Below are 16,456 nucleotides of genomic sequence, written 5' to 3'. Positions count from 1 at the left end.
CCCCGCCGGGCGAGGTGGGGGCGCTGCCCCCGTCGCCGCCAGGGTATGTGGACCAAGAGGAAACAGACGCGCCGGGTTTGAACCGGCAAAACGGAAGGACACAAGCCATGATCCGCTTCGGAACCAATCCGATTGCATGGGCCAATGACGACGATCAGTCGATCGGCGCGGATATTCCCACAGCCCGCATCCTTGATGAGGCAGGCCGCCAGATCGGCTTTGATGGCATCGAGAACGGTCACCGCTGGCCGCAGGACGACCCGGAGGCGCTGCGGGCGCTTCTGGCCGGGTACGGGCTCGTCTTCGTCTCGGGTTGGTATTCGACCAACCTGCTGGTGCAGTCGGTCGAGGATGAGATCAAGGCGGTGCAGGGACACTTGGCCAAGCTCAAGCACAATGGCTGCAAGGTCTGTATCGTCTGCGAATGCTCGAACACCGTGCATGGCAGCCCGGATACGCCGGTGAACGACCGGCCCCGGCTGAGCGCCGCCGAGATGGCCGAGTTCGGCCGCAAGATGGAGGCGTTTGCCGCCTATCTGGCGACCGAGGGCATGACGCTGGCCTATCACCACCACATGGGCACAGTGGTGGAAGCGCCGTCGGATATCGACGCCTTCATGGCTGCGACCGGGCCTGCGACGCATCTCTTGTTCGATGCTGGCCACTGCACCTTTGGCGGCGGCAACCCTGAGGAAGTGCTGGCACGTCATGTGGGCCGTGTTGCCCACTTCCACGCCAAGAACATCAGGCCAGCGGTCTGTGACCGCGTGCGGGCCGAGAACCTCAGCTTCCTGCAGGGCGTTCTGGCCGGGGCCTTCACCGTGCCGGGCGATCAGGAGGGGGCCATCGACTTTGCGCCGCTTCTGAAGATCCTGAAGGGCGCGAACTATGACGGCTGGATCGTGATCGAGGCCGAGCAGGACCCCCATGTGCGCAACCCGCTGCTGTATCAGACCCTGGGGCTTGCCACGCTGAAGCGTCTTGCGCGCGAGACGGGGTTGATCTGACGGTTGGGGCGGAGCGGGGGTTTCACACCCCCGCACCCCCGTGGGGTATTTGGACCAAGAGGAAGGAGAGAAGCCGATGTGCCCGTTGTTGCGCAAACCCTTTGGCCGTCATGGCAAGGTGCATGAGATCACGCCGCAATCGGCGGGCTGGCGGTATGTGGGCTTCTCGCTCTATCACCTGCGGGCGGGTGAGGCGGCGGCCGAGGCAACGGGCGCGCGTGAGGTCATCCTTGTGATGGTCGAGGGGCGCGCGACGCTCACCGCTGCGGGGCAGGACTGGGGCACGCTGGGCGAGCGGATGAGTGTCTTCGAGAAGACCCCTCCGCATTGCCTCTATGTGCCGAACGGTCAGGACTGGCGCGCGGTGGCAGAGACCGATTGCGTGATCGCGGTCTGCTCGGCGCCGGGTCAGGGCGGCCATTCCGCGCGCCGTATCGGGCCGGACGGCATCACGCTGACCCAACGCGGCAAGGGGCCGAACACCCGCTGGATCAACAATATCGCCATGGAGGCCGAGGATTATGCCGACAGCCTGCTGGTGACCGAGGTCTTCACCCCGGCCGGCAACTGGTCAAGCTACCCCAGCCACCGCCATGATGAGGACGACTTCCCCCGGATCACCTATCTGGAGGAAACCTACTACCACCGCCTGAACCCCGCCGACGGCTGGGCCATCCAGCGCGTCTATACCGATGACGGATCGCTCGATGAAACCATGGCGGTGAAGGATGGCGAGGTCGTCCTCGTCCCCCGCGGCCACCACCCCTGCGGCGCGCCCCATGGGTTTGAGCTTTACTACCTCAACGTTATGGCCGGACCCCGCAGGGCATGGCGGTTTGAACCCGCGCCAGAGGTGAGGCAGGTCATCGAAGGGGATAAATAGGGCGAAGGTCGCGGCACAGGCGGCAGCAGCCTGCGCCGCGACACCTGCCGACCCCGTTCAGCACGCGGCGCTTGACCCACCCCTGACCCCGTGCAAATCCTGTGCGGCAATATGCCGGGATCCGGGACGGAGTAGGGCCGATGAAGGTGATCATCTGTGGCGCGGGTCAGGTGGGATGGCAGATTGCCCGCCATCTGGCGTCGGAACGCAACAGCGTGACCATCGTGGACAGCAACGCCGAACTGGTTCGGCGTGCGGCTGACACGCTGGATGTTCAGGGGGTTACTGGCTTTGCCTCATATCCCGACGTGCTGGAACGGGCAGGGGCGAACGATGCCGACATGATCATCGCCGCCACCCATTCGGACGAGGTGAACATGATCACCTGTCAGGTGGCGCATTCGGTGTTTCAGGTCTCGCGCAAGATCGCGCGCCTTCGGGCGCAGAACTATCTGGGCACCGGCGCGCTGGACCTTTTCAGCCAGAACCACCTGCCGATCGATGTCGTCATCAGCCCCGAGCGCGAGGTGGCCGATGCCGCCATGCGCCGGCTGCTGGCACCCGCCGCCTTTGAAACCGAAAGCTTCTTTGGCGGGAAGGCGCGTCTTCTGGGGATCGCGCTGGACGAGGACTGTCCGGTTCTGAATACGCCCCTGCGCCAGCTGAACGAGCTTTTCTCGACCCTGCGGGCCATTGTCGTCGCGGTGCGGCGCGAGGGGCGGCTCTTTGCGCCTGAGCCGGGGGATCAGCTGTTCGCAGGCGACCAGATCCACGTCTTCACCCATGACGAAGACGCAAACCGCACGCTTGATATCTTTGGGAAAAGCACCCGCAAGATGGAGCGTGTGATCATCGTCGGTGGCGGCAACGTCGGCCTTGCGGTCGCCCGCGCGCTTGAGGCGCGGACCGACCGGATGCGCGTCAAGGTGATCGAGCTTGATCGTGAGCAGGCCGAAAAGGCGGCCGACGCGCTGAACCGGACCATCGTGCTGAATGGCGACGGGCTGGATATCGATCTGCTGCTTGAGGCGCATGTCGACCGGGCCGATGCGGTGCTCTGCGTGACGGACGATGACAAGACCAACATGCTGGCGGCGGTGCGGTCCAAGTCGGTCGGGGCGGGGCTGGCCATTGCGCTGGTGAACGACCCGACGCTGGTGCCCTTGCTGTCGGCACTGGACATCGATGCCCATATCAACCCGCGCGCAACGACCGTATCGTCAATCCTGCGCCACATCCGTCACGGGCGGGTGCGTGCGGTCTACTCGATGGGGGATGCCGAGGCCGAGATGATCGAGGCCGAGGTTCTGGGTACCTCGCCGCTGGCGGGCCATCTGATCCGCGACATCGATTTTCCCGAAGGTGTGTTGGTCGGGGCCGTGATGAAGCGCGGGCAAGTCCTCAAGCCCACGGGTGATCTGCGTGTGGACGAGGGCGACGCGATCGCTCTTTTCGCCATGGCCAAGGATGTGCCGGAAGTGGAGCGTTTGCTCCAAGTGTCGATCACCTACTTCTGATATGCCGAGGCTGTCGCAGATCCCGTTTCTTGTGGCCCTTGTCGCGCTTTCAGGCGTGGCGATGGTGGTGCCCGTTCTGCATGGCTATGCGACGGGGGACGCCAATTCCGGGCGACCGTTCTTCTATGGCGCGATCACGGTCCTGTTTCTGGCGACGCTGCTTGGCCTTGCCACCTATGCGCGGGATGAGGGCAGGATGCGCCGCGATGCGCTGGTGTCGGTTATCCTTGCCTATGTGATCCTGCCGCCGATCCTCGCCTTGCCCTTTCATCAAGCTCTGCCCGATACGACGTTCGCGAATGCCTGGTTCGAGATGCTGTCCAGCTTCACGACCACCGGGGCCACGCTTTATGATACGCCCGGACGGCTGGCGCCGACCCTGCACCTTTGGCGGGCCCTGGTGGGCTGGCTGGGCGGGTTCTACATCCTTGTCGTGGCTGTTGCGGTTCTTCTGCCCATGAACCTTGGCGGGATGGAGGTTCTGACGGGTCGTGGCGCGGAAGGGCCGCGCCATGGCTTGATGCGACAGGCCGATCCGTTCGACCGCCTGACACGCTTTGCACTGCAACTGTTCCCAGCCTACGCCGGCTTTACCCTTGTCCTGTGGATTGGGCTGGTCGTCTTTGGCGAGTCAAGCTTTGACGGTCTGATGCTTGCCATGGCGACGATCTCGGCCAGCGCGATCCTGCGCGATGGCATGCAGGGGATTGCAGGATCAGGACTTGGTGGCGAGGCGCTGGTGGGGATCTTCATGTGCCTTGGCATTTCGCGGCGCGCCTATCGCGGGGCGTTGTTCGATGCGCGTGACCTGCCCATCACACGAGATCCGGAGGTGCGCATGGCTGTGGCGATTGTGCTCGGCGTCGCGGTTGTGCTGGCGCTGCGGCATTGGCTGGGCGCGGTGCGGCTGGAAGAGGGGCGCAACCTTCAGGCCTTTGCCATGGGTCTGGCCGGGGCGTTGTTTACCTCGCTGTCGTTCCTCACGACAAACGGGTTGGTCTCGGACCATTGGGAGACGGCGCGCTACTGGTCCGGGCTGGAGAGCCACGGGTTGATCCTGCTGGGCCTTGCCATCTTCGGTGGCGGGGTTGCGACGACTGCTGGCGGTGTAAAGCTTCTGCGGGTCTATGCACTGTTCCGGCTTGGCCAGCGTGAGGTGGAGCGGCTGGTTCATCCGCACTCGATTGGGGGCGGCGGGCCGCTTGGCCGCCGATTGCGCGGAGAGGGCGCCTATCTGGCATGGATTTTCTTCATGCTGTTCGGGCTGTCGATCCTCGTAACCGTCGGGGCGCTGACATTGACGGGGCTGGAGTTTGACCCGGCGCTGGTAATGGGGATTGCTGCTTTGACGACCACAGGCCCACTGGCCAGTCTGGCAACCGATGTGCCGCTGCGCTTTGCCGATCTGGGGGCCGCGCCCAAGGCGGTTCTGGGTGTCGCGATGATCCTCGGCCGGGTAGAGGTTCTGGCAGTGCTGTCGCTTCTGTCACCCGACCGTTGGCGGCGCTGAAAGGGTGCGTCGGTAACGGGCTGTTTTGGGGCTGGAATCTCCTTGCGTTGCCCGACATACTGACTTTGCCGCCAGCCGGAACGGGGGAGGTGGCGAACGATAAGCGCTACAATAAAGGCAAGAACAACAATGGCTGCCGACAAACAGAATTTGCAGGACGCATTCCTCAATCACGTGCGGAAGGCGAAAGTCCCCGTAACGATCTTCCTGATCAACGGGGTGAAGCTTCAGGGCGTCATCACATGGTTTGACAATTTCTGCGTGCTGCTGCGCCGCGACGGTCAGTCGCAGCTGGTTTACAAGCATGCAATCTCGACCATCATGCCGGGTGGTCCGATCAATCTCTATGAAGGCGAGGACTGAGCACAGCCGTGTCCGAAGAGGAGGAGGACTTCGACCCGGCCGAGCTTGATGGCGGCATGGATGCCTATGAAACCGCGGCGAAACCGACGCGGGCCTGGATCCTGCATCCCGATATCCGCGCCGAATCTGCCCGCCGATTGCCCGAGCATCGGCTTGCCGAGGCCGTTTCCCTGGCCGCTGCCCTTCCGGGGATGGAGGTGCTGGGCGCCGAAGTGGTCCGCCTGTCGCGGGTGCATCCTGGGATGCTCTTCGGGTCGGGCAAGGTTGATGAACTGAAAGCGCGGCTGACGCAGGAGGAGATTGACCTCGTGCTGGTCGATGGCCCGGTCAGCCCGATCCAGCAACGCAATCTTGAAAAAGCCTGGGGCGTCAAGCTGCTGGACCGGACCGGCCTGATTCTCGAAATCTTTGCCGATCGTGCGCGAACCCGCGAAGGCGTGCTGCAGGTCGAGCTTGCTGCGCTCAGCTATCAGCGGACGCGTCTGGTGCGGGCCTGGACCCACCTAGAGCGGCAGCGCGGCGGCTTTGGTTTCGTCGGCGGCCCCGGTGAGACGCAGAAAGAGGCGGACCGCCGCGCCATCGATGAGCAGGTCATCCGGATCCGGCGTCAGCTGGAGAAGGTGGTCAAGACCCGCGAGTTGCACCGAAGCGCGCGCCGGAAGGTGCCGTTCCCCATCGTCGCGCTGGTGGGTTATACCAACGCCGGAAAGTCGACGCTGTTCAACCGGGCGACCGGGGCTGACGTGCTGGCAAAGGACATGCTCTTCGCCACGCTTGACCCGACAATGCGCGGGGTGACGCTGCCCTCGGGGCGCAAGGTGATCCTGTCCGACACCGTGGGCTTCATCTCGGATCTGCCAACGCAGCTGGTCGCGGCTTTCCGCGCGACGCTGGAAGAGGTGCTTGAGGCAGACCTGATCCTGCATGTGCGCGACATCTCGCATCCCGAAAGTGCCGAACAGGCCGCCGATGTGATGGAGATCCTGCATAGTCTGGGCGTCAAGGATTCGGCCCCGATGTTTGAGGTGTGGAACAAGCTGGATCTTGTCGATGCGGCAACGCATGAACGCCTGATCCAGCAAGCCACGACGCGCGAGAATGTGTTTGCCGTGTCTGCATTGACCGGGGCGGGGCTCGATACGCTGCTGGATGCGATCAGCGCGGCGTTTGACGAAGAAAAGACCGAACGCTCATTCACATTGGGTTTCGGCGAGGGGCGCAAGCGCGCCTGGCTCCACGCCGAAGGTGTGGTGATGTCGGAATCCGAGGCCGAGGACGGATGGCACATTGCCGTTCGATGGACCGCGCGACAGGAAAAGCGCTGGCGCGAGCTTTAGGCGCCGACCGCCGATCTTGGCAGGGCGAAATAGATGCTGTCGCACCATTCGTCCTTCCATTTCAGCGTCCGTTCCGCACGATGCGTTTCGGTAAAGCCAAAGCGTTGCAGCAGCGCGATGGTCGCCGCGTTGCGCGGATCAACCTCGGCTGTCAGCCGTGGCACGTTGTGCTGGGCAAAGAGATAGGGGATCAGCACCCGCATCGCCTCGGTCATCAGACCGCGCCGCCAGTGGTCAGGGTGCAGGATATAGGCAATGTCGGGCAGCATCCACGCGCCCGCCTTGCCGATTACGCGTCCCTGATGCTCGATCACGAATTCATCGCTTCGGGAAGTATCTGCCCCCAGCATCGAGCACAGCCAGTCGCGGCTCTGCTCCAGTGTTTCATGTTCAGGGGTGGCCCAATAGCGCATCGCAGCCGCATTGGACAAAACAGTATGGATATCGTTCAAATCGTCGAGACGTGCCCGACGAAGGATTAGCCGTTCGGTAACAAAGATCATGCACTCGTACTTTAAACAAAATCACTCAGGTGTGAGGACAGTGTAGCCAACCGCGGCGGCGCGGGCAAGGTCGGCATCCAGACTCATGGGGATGTATTCGCCACGGCGCCAGCGCTCGCCGAGATTGTCATAATGCCGGCTGAGCGGGTGGCCAGATTGCCCGGTCGAAATGATGAAGACCGAGCTGTCGGGGTCAGCAAAGTCATAGACGCCGCGGTAGCCTGCACCGTGCACATTAAGGTAGGGGTTCTCGCCGTCACCCTTGGTCACGCCGCGCATCAGTGTGTGGTCATCGCCGCTTGTGCTTTGGCGGATGTTGACGAAATAGCGCAGCACCGGCACGTCGCCCAACACAGGGTGATCCTGCGCGGCCTGATGCAGGTCGCCCCAACGCCAGCTTTCCACGTTGCGGCCATAGCGTTCCGACAGGGTCAGCAACGCCTCGTCCAGCGCGATGCGGGCGATGTCGGTGCAGCTTTCGACGACCGCTGACTGCACCACGTCGCACCAGGCTGAGGCGCCATCGATATTGCGGTAGATGCGTTCCAGAAGGACCGGCTCGATATGGCTGAATTCATCCGCCATCGGGCCGATGTCATCGCGAATCAAACGATCCTGCAGGGCGCGCATCCAGGCCTGATAGATCAGGGGTTCGGGAAGATGCTCGTTCATCTCACCGTTCCACTTGGCCAGCAGATCGAGCGCGTTCTGGCGCAGCCGCTCAGGCGTGCCCTCGGGCGCGGCCGCGCCGGTAAACCACAGATCCGCGCCGATCAGCGGCAAAAGCGTGCGGGCGGTTGGGCTGACGGTATCAAGCTGCGCCTCGATAAAGCTTTCGCGCGTATGTACTTCGCGCGTTTTCATCAGGGTGAGCCAGCGCTGAATCCGCTGCGTATCACCCCAGTCGAAGGACAGGTGCATCGGGAAGGGGCGGTCGATGGTCTTGTTGTTGGTATTGCCCAGAATTCCGGTAACAGGGTCAGTGAAGCGCGGGTTGTCCTCATAGGGTAACTGGCCCTGCCAGCGGTTCTCGGGCAGCCAGCCGGGCGCGGGCATGCGGCCCTGAGTCTGGTGGCGTGGGTCGCGCTTGGGCAGGGCGCCGATCACCTGCATGGCGATGCCATCCTTGTCGGCGAGCATTAGGTTCTGCGCGGGCGCCATCACCAGCTTTCCGGCCTCGATCGCCTCGGCGCGTGAGCGGGCGTTCATCAGCCGGATCGCGGCGGTCATGGATGTATCCGGCGCGCCAAGTGCGCTCCATGCAAGCGACATGACATGCCCGCCCGGCGTGACCGTGCCCATGTCATAATGCGAACCCGGCAGGACTGGCCCGTTGTCGGTGCGTCGCAGCGTGATCGTCACGGGCTCGGCGTCCTTGACCTGAATGATGGTGCGCCGGGTTTCGAACTCTTTCCAGCCATCGGGCGTGCGATACTGCTCGGGATTCTCCGGGTTCACTTCCTCGATGAACAGGTCCTGATCGTCGACATAGGCCGAGGTTAGCCCCCAGCCGAGCGCATCCGAGCGGCCTATAAGCACCGCCGGAACACCGGGAATCGTTGCCCCGATCACACCACCTGATTTCAGCTGAAGCCGTGCAAGATACCACAGGCTGGGCGCCGAAAAGCCAAGATGGGGGTCACTGGCCAAGAGCGCGCCGCCCGCAGCCGAGCGTGAGGGCGCCGCCGCCCAGGCATTCGACGCCCCAGCCGTTTCGCGCCGCGGAAAGGGAGAGAGCGGCGACGACGCAATCCGCAGAGGCGCTTGCGATGGGGCCACGCCCGGCGCGATGGCAGCATAGTCGGGCAGGGCGGCGATGCCCTGTCCGGGGTCATCGGGCAGGATGTCGCGCAGGCGCTCTGCCGGCAGCAGAAGCGACATGCGTGCGCGCAGCACCTCGGTCTCGATCTGGCCCGAAAGTTGCAGCGCCATCAGTTTCAGGATCGACAGGCTGTCCGAGGGTTGCCAGGCCGCGATCTCGTTCGAGAACATGAAGAACTCGGGCGCCCCACGTCCCCGCGCGCCGAGGTTCACCTGCGCGATCCAGGCGTTCACGCCGTCGGCGTAAGCCTCAAGCGCCTCTTGGGTTTGCGGGTCCTGTACGGCGACTGCCTCGCGCGCTAGCTCCTCGAACTCATACCGGCGCATCAGCTCGTCGATCTTGACGGTGCGATTGCCGAAAAGTTCGGACAGCCGGCCCTGCGCTGTGCGTCGCAGCATGGTCATCTGCCACAGACGGTCCTGCGCATGTGCAAAGCCGAGCGCGAAATAGACATCCCGGTCGGTCTTTCCAAAGATATGCGGCACGTTGTCGTTGTTGCGCACGATCTCGACCGGGGCGGTGATCCCGGACAGCGTGAAGTCTTCCGAATAGTCCGGCAGCGAGCGTGACAGGAACATGTAAAGCACCGCCACGGCCAGAAGCGACAGCAGGATGATGCCGGTCGCAATGCGCAGCAGCCAGCGGAAGAGGGTGAGCATCGGGCCAGTCCTTGTTCCTGCGATCCTTGACCTTCGGGGCGAGTTGGGTTCCTAGTCGATCCGCACGCGCAGGGCAATCGCAGGAGGCATCACCATGACGAAAGTGGCATTTCTGGGCTTGGGTGTCATGGGGTATCCGATGGCGGGCCATCTGGTGTCAAAGGGCCACGACGTCCGCGTCTACAACCGCACGATTGCCAAGGCCGAGGCCTGGGTGGCCCAACATGGCGGCAACTTTGGCGCAACCCCTCGAGAGGCTGCAGAGGGTGCGGATTTCATCATGGCCTGCGTGGGCAACGATGACGATCTGCGCACGGTTTGCCTTGGTGACGATGGGGCCTTTGCCGGGATGAAATCGGGTTCGATCTTTGTGGATCACACCACCGTTTCGGCGCAGGTCACGCGCGAGCTTTCGGCGGTTGCTGCGGCGCAGGGCAAGGGGTTTGTCGATGCGCCGGTGTCGGGCGGGCAGGCGGGGGCGGTGAACGGCGTGCTCTCGGTGATGTGCGGCGGCACCGAAGCCGATTATGCGCGCGCCGAGCCGATCATCGCAGCCTATGCCCGCGTCTGCCGCCGCTTGGGCGACAGTGGAGCCGGGCAGCTCGCCAAGATGATGAACCAGATCTGCATCGCGGGACTGGTGCAGGGTCTGGCCGAGGCGCTGGCTTTCGGGCAGAAGGCCGGGCTCGACGGGGCGGCAGTGGTCGAGGTGATCAGCCAGGGGGCTGCGGGGAGCTGGCAGATGGCGAACCGCCACAAGACGATGCTGGCTGGCGATTTCGACTTTGGCTTTGCTGTCGACTGGATGCGCAAGGACCTGAAGATTTGCCTTGAAACCGCCGATGAGATCGGCGCGAGCCTGCCCGTCACGGCCTTGGTCGATCAGTTCTACAAGGACGTCCAGCAAATGGGCGGCGGGAGGAACGACACCTCCAGCCTGATCCGCCGTCTGGTGAAGTAAGGCAAAGAAAAGGGGGGCCGCTTGCCCCCCTTTGGTCAATCGGAACCGGGCGTCCCGATCAGGGGATGATGCGGGTGTATTTGATGCCCGACAGCGTCGCGCCCGCGATCAGACCCGCCTGACCAAAGACAAGCGCGATGACGGGGTTAAGCTCGGTGGTCTCTTTCCCGATATTCGCGCCGGTTTCGGGCGTGGCATATTTCAGATCGGCGCCCGCGGCCCAGCCGGGCGAGGCGCGGAATTCCGACAAGGCCGCTTCGGTCATGAAGAAAAGCGCATGGGCATACTGCTGCGCGCCGATCTGGAAGCCGACCGAGGCCTTGGCGGCTGAGTAGTAATCGACCGTGACGTCGCGGATCCGAAGCGCCCCGCGCCCAAAGCCACCGCCAATGCCAAAGCCCGCCTCGGTCACCAGCGGCATGTAGAGAACGCCATAAGCCTTGGACGCAAGCTCGCGCGTGCCCGGGAAGGTGTTGAACAGGTAGTCGCGGGTTTCATCGACGCGGGCGTCAATCGTTGCCGCGCCGTTGCCGCCTACGCCATTGCCGCAGGCTGCGAGTGTGACCGCAGCACCGGCGCTACCGATCAGGGTTCGTCTGGAAATCATTGCTCCGCCTCTTGTCATTCCGGGGTCTCATTGCCCCTTTTGACAAAAGCCTAACCGATCCGGGGCCTTGTGTCACCACCCCCGCATCGGTCAGGCGCCGGTGCCGGCGGTCAACCGCGCAAGAGCCGTGCAGCCTCTGGTGCGAAATAGGTCAGGATCCCGTCGCATCCAGCGCGTTTGAAGGCCAGCAGGCTTTCCATCATCGCGGCCTCGCCCTTGATCCAGCCGCGCTCGGCCGCGCCCCGGATCATCGCGTATTCGCCAGAGACCTGATAGGCGTAGGTCGGGGCGCCAAAGGTGTCCTTGGCGCGGCGGCAGATATCGAGGTAGGGCATGCCGGGCTTGACCATCACCATATCGGCGCCTTCGCGCAGATCGCGCTCGATCAGGCGCATCGCCTCGTCGCTGTTGCCGGGGTTCATCTGGTAGGTCTTCTTGTCGCCCTTCAGCGCGCCGCTGGCGCCCACGGCATCGCGGAAGGGGCCGTAGAAGGCCGAGGCATATTTGGCGGCATAGCTGAGGATCGCCACGTCCTTGTGGCCCGCGCCCTCAAGTGCGGCACGGATCGCGCCAATGCGGCCGTCCATCATGTCTGACGGCCCGAGGATATCAGCGCCGCAATCGGCCTGCACCAGCGCCATGCGGACCAGTGCTTCGACCGTTTCGTCGTTCAGGATGATCCCGTCACGCACCAGCCCGTCATGGCCGTTGGCATTGTAGGGGTCGAGCGCGATGTCGGTCATGATCGCGATCTCGGGCACTGCAGCCTTGATGGCGCGGATACAGCGGTTCGTCAGGTTGTCGGGGTTCCACGCCTCGGCGCAGGCTTCCGTCTTTACCGAAGGGTCAGTGTAGGGAAAAAGGCAGATCGCGGGAATCCCGAGCCCCGCCGCCTGTTCCGCCGCCTTGACGGCCAGGTCGATCGACAGCCGGAACACCCCCGGCATCGAGGCGATCGGCTCTTGCACGCCTTCGCCGTCACGAATGAAGATCGGCCAGATCAGATCATTCGTGGTCAACACGTTTTCCTGAGCCAGTCGCCGCAGGCTTTCGCTTGCACGCAGACGGCGCAGGCGGGTGGCAGGGAATGCAGCTTGGGTCGGGCGCATGGCTTTTCCTTGCAGATGGCATCAAAGACTGGCACCACCGCACAAGGTTTGTACGCTACGACCAGTTTTTTGCTGCCTGCCATGGAAAAATGCATATCGCAAGGTTAGGAATGCCGCAGAGGCCCGGTCACATATCGGGGCACCGCCGCGCCGGAGGAGTTGAGTGAGTCTTTATCAGACCATTTTCGAGCTGATCGACATGCGATCATTCTCGAACCTGTGGTTCTGGATCATGCTGTGCGTGGAATGGTGGATGGTCAGCCACTGGGTGCTTGGCGTCCCCTTCGATGTGATCCTGCGGGCGCGGCGCTCGGGCGGCAAGGCGCAGGCCGAGCTTGAGGATTTCGCCCGCGTCAACGTGAACCGGCTGTTGTTCATCACCCATATGTCGGGGCCCTGGATCGTGGCATTCGCGATGTGCCTGCTGACCGCGCTTGCAGCGACAGGGTTCTGGTACCGGGTTGAATTCGCGCAGGCCGTGTTCTGTCTGTTGTTCCCCCTTGCGTTGACCGGACTTCTGTCGGTTCGTGCAGCCCACCGCATCGCGGATGGCGCGCATCAGGGAGAGGCGCTGCAGGCCTGCCTGATCAAGCTGCGCTTTGCCGTTCAGGCGGTGGGACTTGCCTCGATCCTGTTCACCGCCATCTGGGGCATGTACCAGAACATGACGATGAGCGTGCTGCGCTGAGACGGAGTTGGCCTGATGGCAGATAAGATCATCCTCGGTGGCGCACCGGAAGGATATGACGGGCGACTTGTCGCCAAGGAACTGGCGCGCGGCAAGCCCGTCATCCATGTTGCGCGCGATGACAAGCGGATGGAGGCGATGCGCGCGGCGGTTGCCTTCTTTGCGCCAGATGCGCTCGTTCTGGATTTTCCGGCATGGGACTGTCTGCCCTATGATCGCGTCTCGCCCAACCCGGCGATATCGGCCCGGCGAATGGCGACGCTAGCAGCACTGGCGCACGGGGTGCCGGGGCCTTTCATCCTGCTGACCACATTGAATGCCGTAACGCAGCGTCTGCCTGCGCGCGATGTCGTGCGCAGTGCGTCTTTCAGTGCGCGTGTGGGCGAGCGGGTGGACGAGTTCGCACTGAAGACCTTTCTGGTGCGGATGGGCTTCTCCCAGGTCGCGACCGTGACCGACCCCGGCGATTTCGCCGTGCGGGGCGGGATCGTCGATATCTTTCCGCCGGGCGATACCGGGCCGGTCCGGCTCGATCTTTTCGGCGATACGCTGGACGGGCTGCGCCGGTTTGATGCCGAGACACAGCGCACAACCGAAAAGCTGACCGCGATCGATCTGGCCCCGATGTCCGAGATTGTGCTGGACGAGGCCGCGATCACCCGGTTCCGCCAGACCTACCGCATCGAGTTTGGTGCCACGACCGACGACCCGCTCTATGAGGCGGTCAGCGCCGGGCGCAAGCATCAGGGGATGGAGCACTGGCTGTCGTGGTTCCACGATCGGCTTGAGACGCTCTTTGACTATCTGCCCGACGCAGCGGTCATGCTGGATGACCAGACAACGCCCGCGCGGCTGTCCCGCTGGGATGGAATCGCCGATCAGTTTGAGGCGCGGCGCGAGCAGATGGGCGTCAAGGGGCGGATGGATACGGTCTACAAACCCTGTCCGCCCGAGGCGCTCTATCTCAACGATGCGGCCTTTGAGGTGGCCGTGGCAGGGCATCGCGTGATCCAGATGTCGCCACTTGCGCAAGCACCGGGGCCGGGTGTTCTGGACGCACAGGGTCGCGTGGGCCGAAACTTCGCGCCGGAACGCCAGCAGGAATCCATAAGCCTTTTCGGGGCTTTGGCGGGTCATGTGAAGGAGTTGCGGCAGGATCGGCAGGTGGTCATTGCCTCGTGGTCGGATGGTGCACGCGAGCGGCTGAAAGGCCTGCTTGAGGATCAGGGCCTGACCGGCGCACGCGAGATCCGCGACGCGCGCGAGGTGCCTGAAGGCAAGGGGCAGCTCTTCCTGACGGTCTGGTCGCTTGAGGAAGGCTTTACCGCGCCGGGCATCGCCGTCATTTCTGAGCAGGATGTTCTGGGTGATCGGCTGGTGGGCAAGCCGCGTCGCAAACGCAAGGCCGAGAACTTCCTGCAGGATCTTGGCACGCTTACACCGGGCGATCTGGTGGTGCATGTCGAACATGGGGTCGGCCGCTTTGTGGGGCTGGAAACCCTGCGCGTGCCCGAACCCCCGCGCAACCGCCCCGGACCCCCGCATGAATATGTGCATCTGGTTTATGCCGAGGATGCCAAGCTCTATCTTCCCGTTGAAAACATAGAGCTTCTTAGCCGTTATGGCCATGAGGAGGGGCTGCTTGACCGTCTGGGCGGTGGTGCATGGCAGGCCAAGAAGGCCAAGCTCAAGGAACGCATCCGCGAAATCGCCGACCGATTGATGCGGATTGCGGCCGAGCGTCACCTGCGCCACGCGCCGATCCTCGATGCGCCCCATTCCGCATGGGAGGCCTTTGCCGCGCGCTTTCCCTATCAGGAAACTGACGATCAGCTGAACGCCATCTCCGATGTGGTGGCCGATCTTGAGGCCGGGCGCCCGATGGACCGGCTGGTTGTCGGCGATGTCGGCTTCGGCAAGACCGAGGTCGCGATGCGCGCAGCCTTTGTGGCGGCGATGGCGGGGATGCAGGTCGCGGTCATCTGCCCGACGACGCTTCTTGCCCGCCAGCACTATCGCAGCTTTGCCGAACGCTTTCGCGGATTTCCTATGGAAGTCAGGCCCTTGTCGCGCTTTGTTTCCGCAAAGGATGCCGCCGACACCCGCAAGGGGCTTGAGGAAGGCCGCATCGACATCTGTGTGGGCACCCATGCGCTGCTGGCCAAGGGCATCAAGTTCAAGAACCTTGGCCTTCTGATTATCGACGAGGAACAGCACTTTGGCGTCGCCCACAAAGAGCGGCTCAAGGAAATGCGGGCCGAGGTTCACGTTCTGACGCTGACCGCGACACCCATACCGCGCACGCTGCAACTGTCGCTGACCGGGGTGCGGGATCTGTCGATCATCGCGACACCGCCGGTCGATCGGCTGGCGATCCGCACATATGTGTCGGAATTCGACAGCGTCACCATCCGCGAGGCGCTGCTGCGCGAACGCTATCGGGGCGGGCAGAGCTTCTATGTGGTGCCGCGCCTGACCGATCTGCCCGAGATCGAGGACTTCCTGCGCACCCATGTGCCCGAGGTGTCCTATGTCATCGCGCATGGCCAGCTTGCCGCCGGCGATCTGGATGAGCGGATGAACCAGTTCTATGACGGCAAGTACGACGTGCTGCTGGCGACCACCATCGTCGAATCCGGGCTGGATATTCCGACAGCCAACACGATGATCGTGCACCGCGCCGACATGTTCGGCCTGTCGCAGCTGTACCAGATCCGTGGTCGGGTCGGGCGATCCAAGACGCGCGCCTATTGCTATCTGACGACCAAGCCCCGCGCGCCGCTGACGCCACAGGCGCAGAAGCGGCTGAAGCTTCTGGCCTCGCTCGACAGTCTGGGGGCAGGGTTCAATCTGGCGAGCCACGACCTTGATCTGCGCGGCGCCGGCAATCTGCTGGGTGAGGAACAGTCGGGCCACATCAAGGAGGTCGGCTACGAGCTTTACCAGCAGATGCTGGAAGAGACGATCGCCAAGATCAAATCGGGCGAGATCGGCGGTCTGGCCCCGGTGGATGACCATTGGGCCCCGCAGATCAACCTTGGCGTTCCGGTGCTGATCCCCGAAGATTTCGTGCCGGATCTGGATATCCGCTTGGGTCTTTATCGCCGTCTCAGCCATCTGACGACGAAGGTCGAGCTTGAGGGCTTTGCCGCAGAACTGATCGACCGTTTCGGTGCTCTCCCGCGCGAGGTGAACACGCTGCTTCTGGTGGTGCGGATCAAGGCGATGTGCAAGCGCGCGGGCATCTCGCGGCTGGACGCGGGGCCAAAGGGCGTGACGGTGCAGTTCCATAACGACAAGTTCGCGAATCCTGCCGGGCTGGTCGAATACCTGCAGGCCCAAAAGGGCGCGGCCAAGGTTTCGGGCAACAAGATCGTGCTGTCTGTGGATTGGCCGACCGAGTCCGACCGGATCAAGGGTGCCTTTGGCGTGGCCCGTGATCTGGCAGAGAAGGTCGTCAAGGCCAAGTGACCACCCTGGAATGTGAAAA

General features: G+C 63.5%; 12 protein-coding genes and 1 pseudogene. 9 read left to right on the top strand and 4 right to left on the bottom strand.

Annotation, left to right across the window (positions count from 1 at the left end):
* The first annotated feature begins 107 nt into the window (after positions 1–107).
* From iolE to hflX, 6 genes and pseudogenes are all read left to right on the top strand, one after another.
* Positions 108–1,007, top strand: coding sequence for a myo-inosose-2 dehydratase (gene iolE, locus FQU74_RS08135; RefSeq protein WP_146285894.1), 900 nt, complete (start codon positions 108–110; stop codon positions 1,005–1,007).
* 76 nt (positions 1,008–1,083) lie between these two features.
* Positions 1,084–1,890: a 5-deoxy-glucuronate isomerase gene (iolB, locus tag FQU74_RS08130; protein WP_146285893.1), complete on the top strand. Its 807-nt coding sequence runs from the start codon at positions 1,084–1,086 to the stop codon at positions 1,888–1,890.
* Between the two features lie 86 nt (positions 1,891–1,976).
* A pseudogene (trkA, locus tag FQU74_RS08125) lies at positions 1,977–3,407 on the top strand (Trk system potassium transporter TrkA); the annotation flags it as partial.
* 1 nt (position 3,408) lies between these two features.
* The gene (locus FQU74_RS08120) at positions 3,409–4,917 is read left to right on the top strand and encodes a TrkH family potassium uptake protein (RefSeq protein WP_146285891.1); all 1,509 of its coding nucleotides are present in this window, start codon (positions 3,409–3,411) and stop codon (positions 4,915–4,917) included.
* A gap of 129 nt (positions 4,918–5,046) precedes the next feature.
* Positions 5,047–5,280: an RNA chaperone Hfq gene (gene hfq / locus FQU74_RS08115; protein WP_146285890.1), complete on the top strand. Its 234-nt coding sequence runs from the start codon at positions 5,047–5,049 to the stop codon at positions 5,278–5,280.
* 56 nt (positions 5,281–5,336) lie between these two features.
* Positions 5,337–6,617 (top strand): GTPase HflX, encoded by a 1,281-nt coding sequence (hflX, locus tag FQU74_RS08110; RefSeq protein ID WP_146286246.1) that lies wholly within the window; start codon positions 5,337–5,339, stop codon positions 6,615–6,617.
* On the opposite strand, the gene FQU74_RS08105 is transcribed toward hflX, so the two are convergent.
* A complete protein-coding gene (locus FQU74_RS08105; protein ID WP_146285889.1) occupies positions 6,614–7,120 on the bottom strand; it encodes a GNAT family N-acetyltransferase in 507 nt (168 codons plus the stop codon). The two genes, hflX and FQU74_RS08105, sit on opposite strands and share 4 nt — an antisense overlap.
* Before the next feature lie 21 nt (positions 7,121–7,141).
* Positions 7,142–9,601: a penicillin acylase family protein gene (locus tag FQU74_RS08100; RefSeq protein ID WP_146285888.1), complete on the bottom strand. Its 2,460-nt coding sequence runs from the start codon at positions 9,599–9,601 to the stop codon at positions 7,142–7,144.
* 88 nt (positions 9,602–9,689) lie between these two features.
* On the opposite strand from FQU74_RS08100, the gene FQU74_RS08095 reads away from it, so the two are divergent.
* The gene (locus FQU74_RS08095; protein WP_268236769.1) at positions 9,690–10,562 is read left to right on the top strand and encodes an NAD(P)-dependent oxidoreductase; all 873 of its coding nucleotides are present in this window, start codon (positions 9,690–9,692) and stop codon (positions 10,560–10,562) included.
* Positions 10,563–10,620: 58 nt separating this feature from the next.
* On the opposite strand, the gene FQU74_RS08090 is transcribed toward FQU74_RS08095, so the two are convergent.
* Both FQU74_RS08090 and hemB read right to left on the bottom strand, forming a co-directional pair.
* Complete coding sequence (locus tag FQU74_RS08090) at positions 10,621–11,169, bottom strand: lipid-binding SYLF domain-containing protein (protein ID WP_146285886.1); 549 nt, start codon at positions 11,167–11,169, stop codon at positions 10,621–10,623.
* 110 nt (positions 11,170–11,279) lie between these two features.
* The gene (gene hemB, locus FQU74_RS08085) at positions 11,280–12,278 is read right to left on the bottom strand and encodes a porphobilinogen synthase (protein WP_146285885.1); all 999 of its coding nucleotides are present in this window, start codon (positions 12,276–12,278) and stop codon (positions 11,280–11,282) included.
* Between the two features lie 163 nt (positions 12,279–12,441).
* Between hemB and FQU74_RS08080 the strand changes: the two genes are divergently transcribed.
* Both FQU74_RS08080 and mfd read left to right on the top strand, forming a co-directional pair.
* Complete coding sequence (locus tag FQU74_RS08080) at positions 12,442–12,966, top strand: component of SufBCD complex (protein ID WP_146285884.1); 525 nt, start codon at positions 12,442–12,444, stop codon at positions 12,964–12,966.
* A 15-nt stretch (positions 12,967–12,981) separates the two neighbouring features.
* Positions 12,982–16,437: a transcription-repair coupling factor gene (gene mfd, locus FQU74_RS08075; RefSeq protein ID WP_146285883.1), complete on the top strand. Its 3,456-nt coding sequence runs from the start codon at positions 12,982–12,984 to the stop codon at positions 16,435–16,437.
* The last annotated feature ends 19 nt before the right edge of the window (positions 16,438–16,456 follow it).

The organism is Gemmobacter aquaticus (assembly GCF_007859075.1).
Classification (GTDB): Bacteria; Pseudomonadota; Alphaproteobacteria; order Rhodobacterales; family Rhodobacteraceae; genus Gemmobacter; species Gemmobacter aquaticus.
The sequence above is the reverse complement of the archived record's forward strand: the minus strand, read 5'-3'. Positions and strand labels throughout refer to the sequence as shown.

What these genes read in the sequence shown, in the direction of transcription:
- iolE (WP_146285894.1), top strand. Translation starts at nt 108, where the DNA reads ATGATCCGCTTCGGAACCAATCCGATTGCATGGGCCAATGACGACGAT.
- iolB (WP_146285893.1), top strand. Translation starts at nt 1,084, where the DNA reads ATGTGCCCGTTGTTGCGCAAACCCTTTGGCCGTCATGGCAAGGTGCAT.
- FQU74_RS08120 (WP_146285891.1), top strand. Translation starts at nt 3,409, where the DNA reads ATGCCGAGGCTGTCGCAGATCCCGTTTCTTGTGGCCCTTGTCGCGCTT.
- hfq (WP_146285890.1), top strand. Translation starts at nt 5,047, where the DNA reads ATGGCTGCCGACAAACAGAATTTGCAGGACGCATTCCTCAATCACGTG.
- hflX (WP_146286246.1), top strand. Translation starts at nt 5,337, where the DNA reads ATGGATGCCTATGAAACCGCGGCGAAACCGACGCGGGCCTGGATCCTG.
- FQU74_RS08105 (WP_146285889.1), bottom strand. Translation starts at nt 7,120, where the DNA reads ATGATCTTTGTTACCGAACGGCTAATCCTTCGTCGGGCACGTCTCGAC.
- FQU74_RS08100 (WP_146285888.1), bottom strand. Translation starts at nt 9,601, where the DNA reads ATGCTCACCCTCTTCCGCTGGCTGCTGCGCATTGCGACCGGCATCATC.
- FQU74_RS08090 (WP_146285886.1), bottom strand. Translation starts at nt 11,169, where the DNA reads ATGATTTCCAGACGAACCCTGATCGGTAGCGCCGGTGCTGCGGTCACA.
- hemB (WP_146285885.1), bottom strand. Translation starts at nt 12,278, where the DNA reads ATGCGCCCGACCCAAGCTGCATTCCCTGCCACCCGCCTGCGCCGTCTG.
- mfd (WP_146285883.1), top strand. Translation starts at nt 12,982, where the DNA reads ATGGCAGATAAGATCATCCTCGGTGGCGCACCGGAAGGATATGACGGG.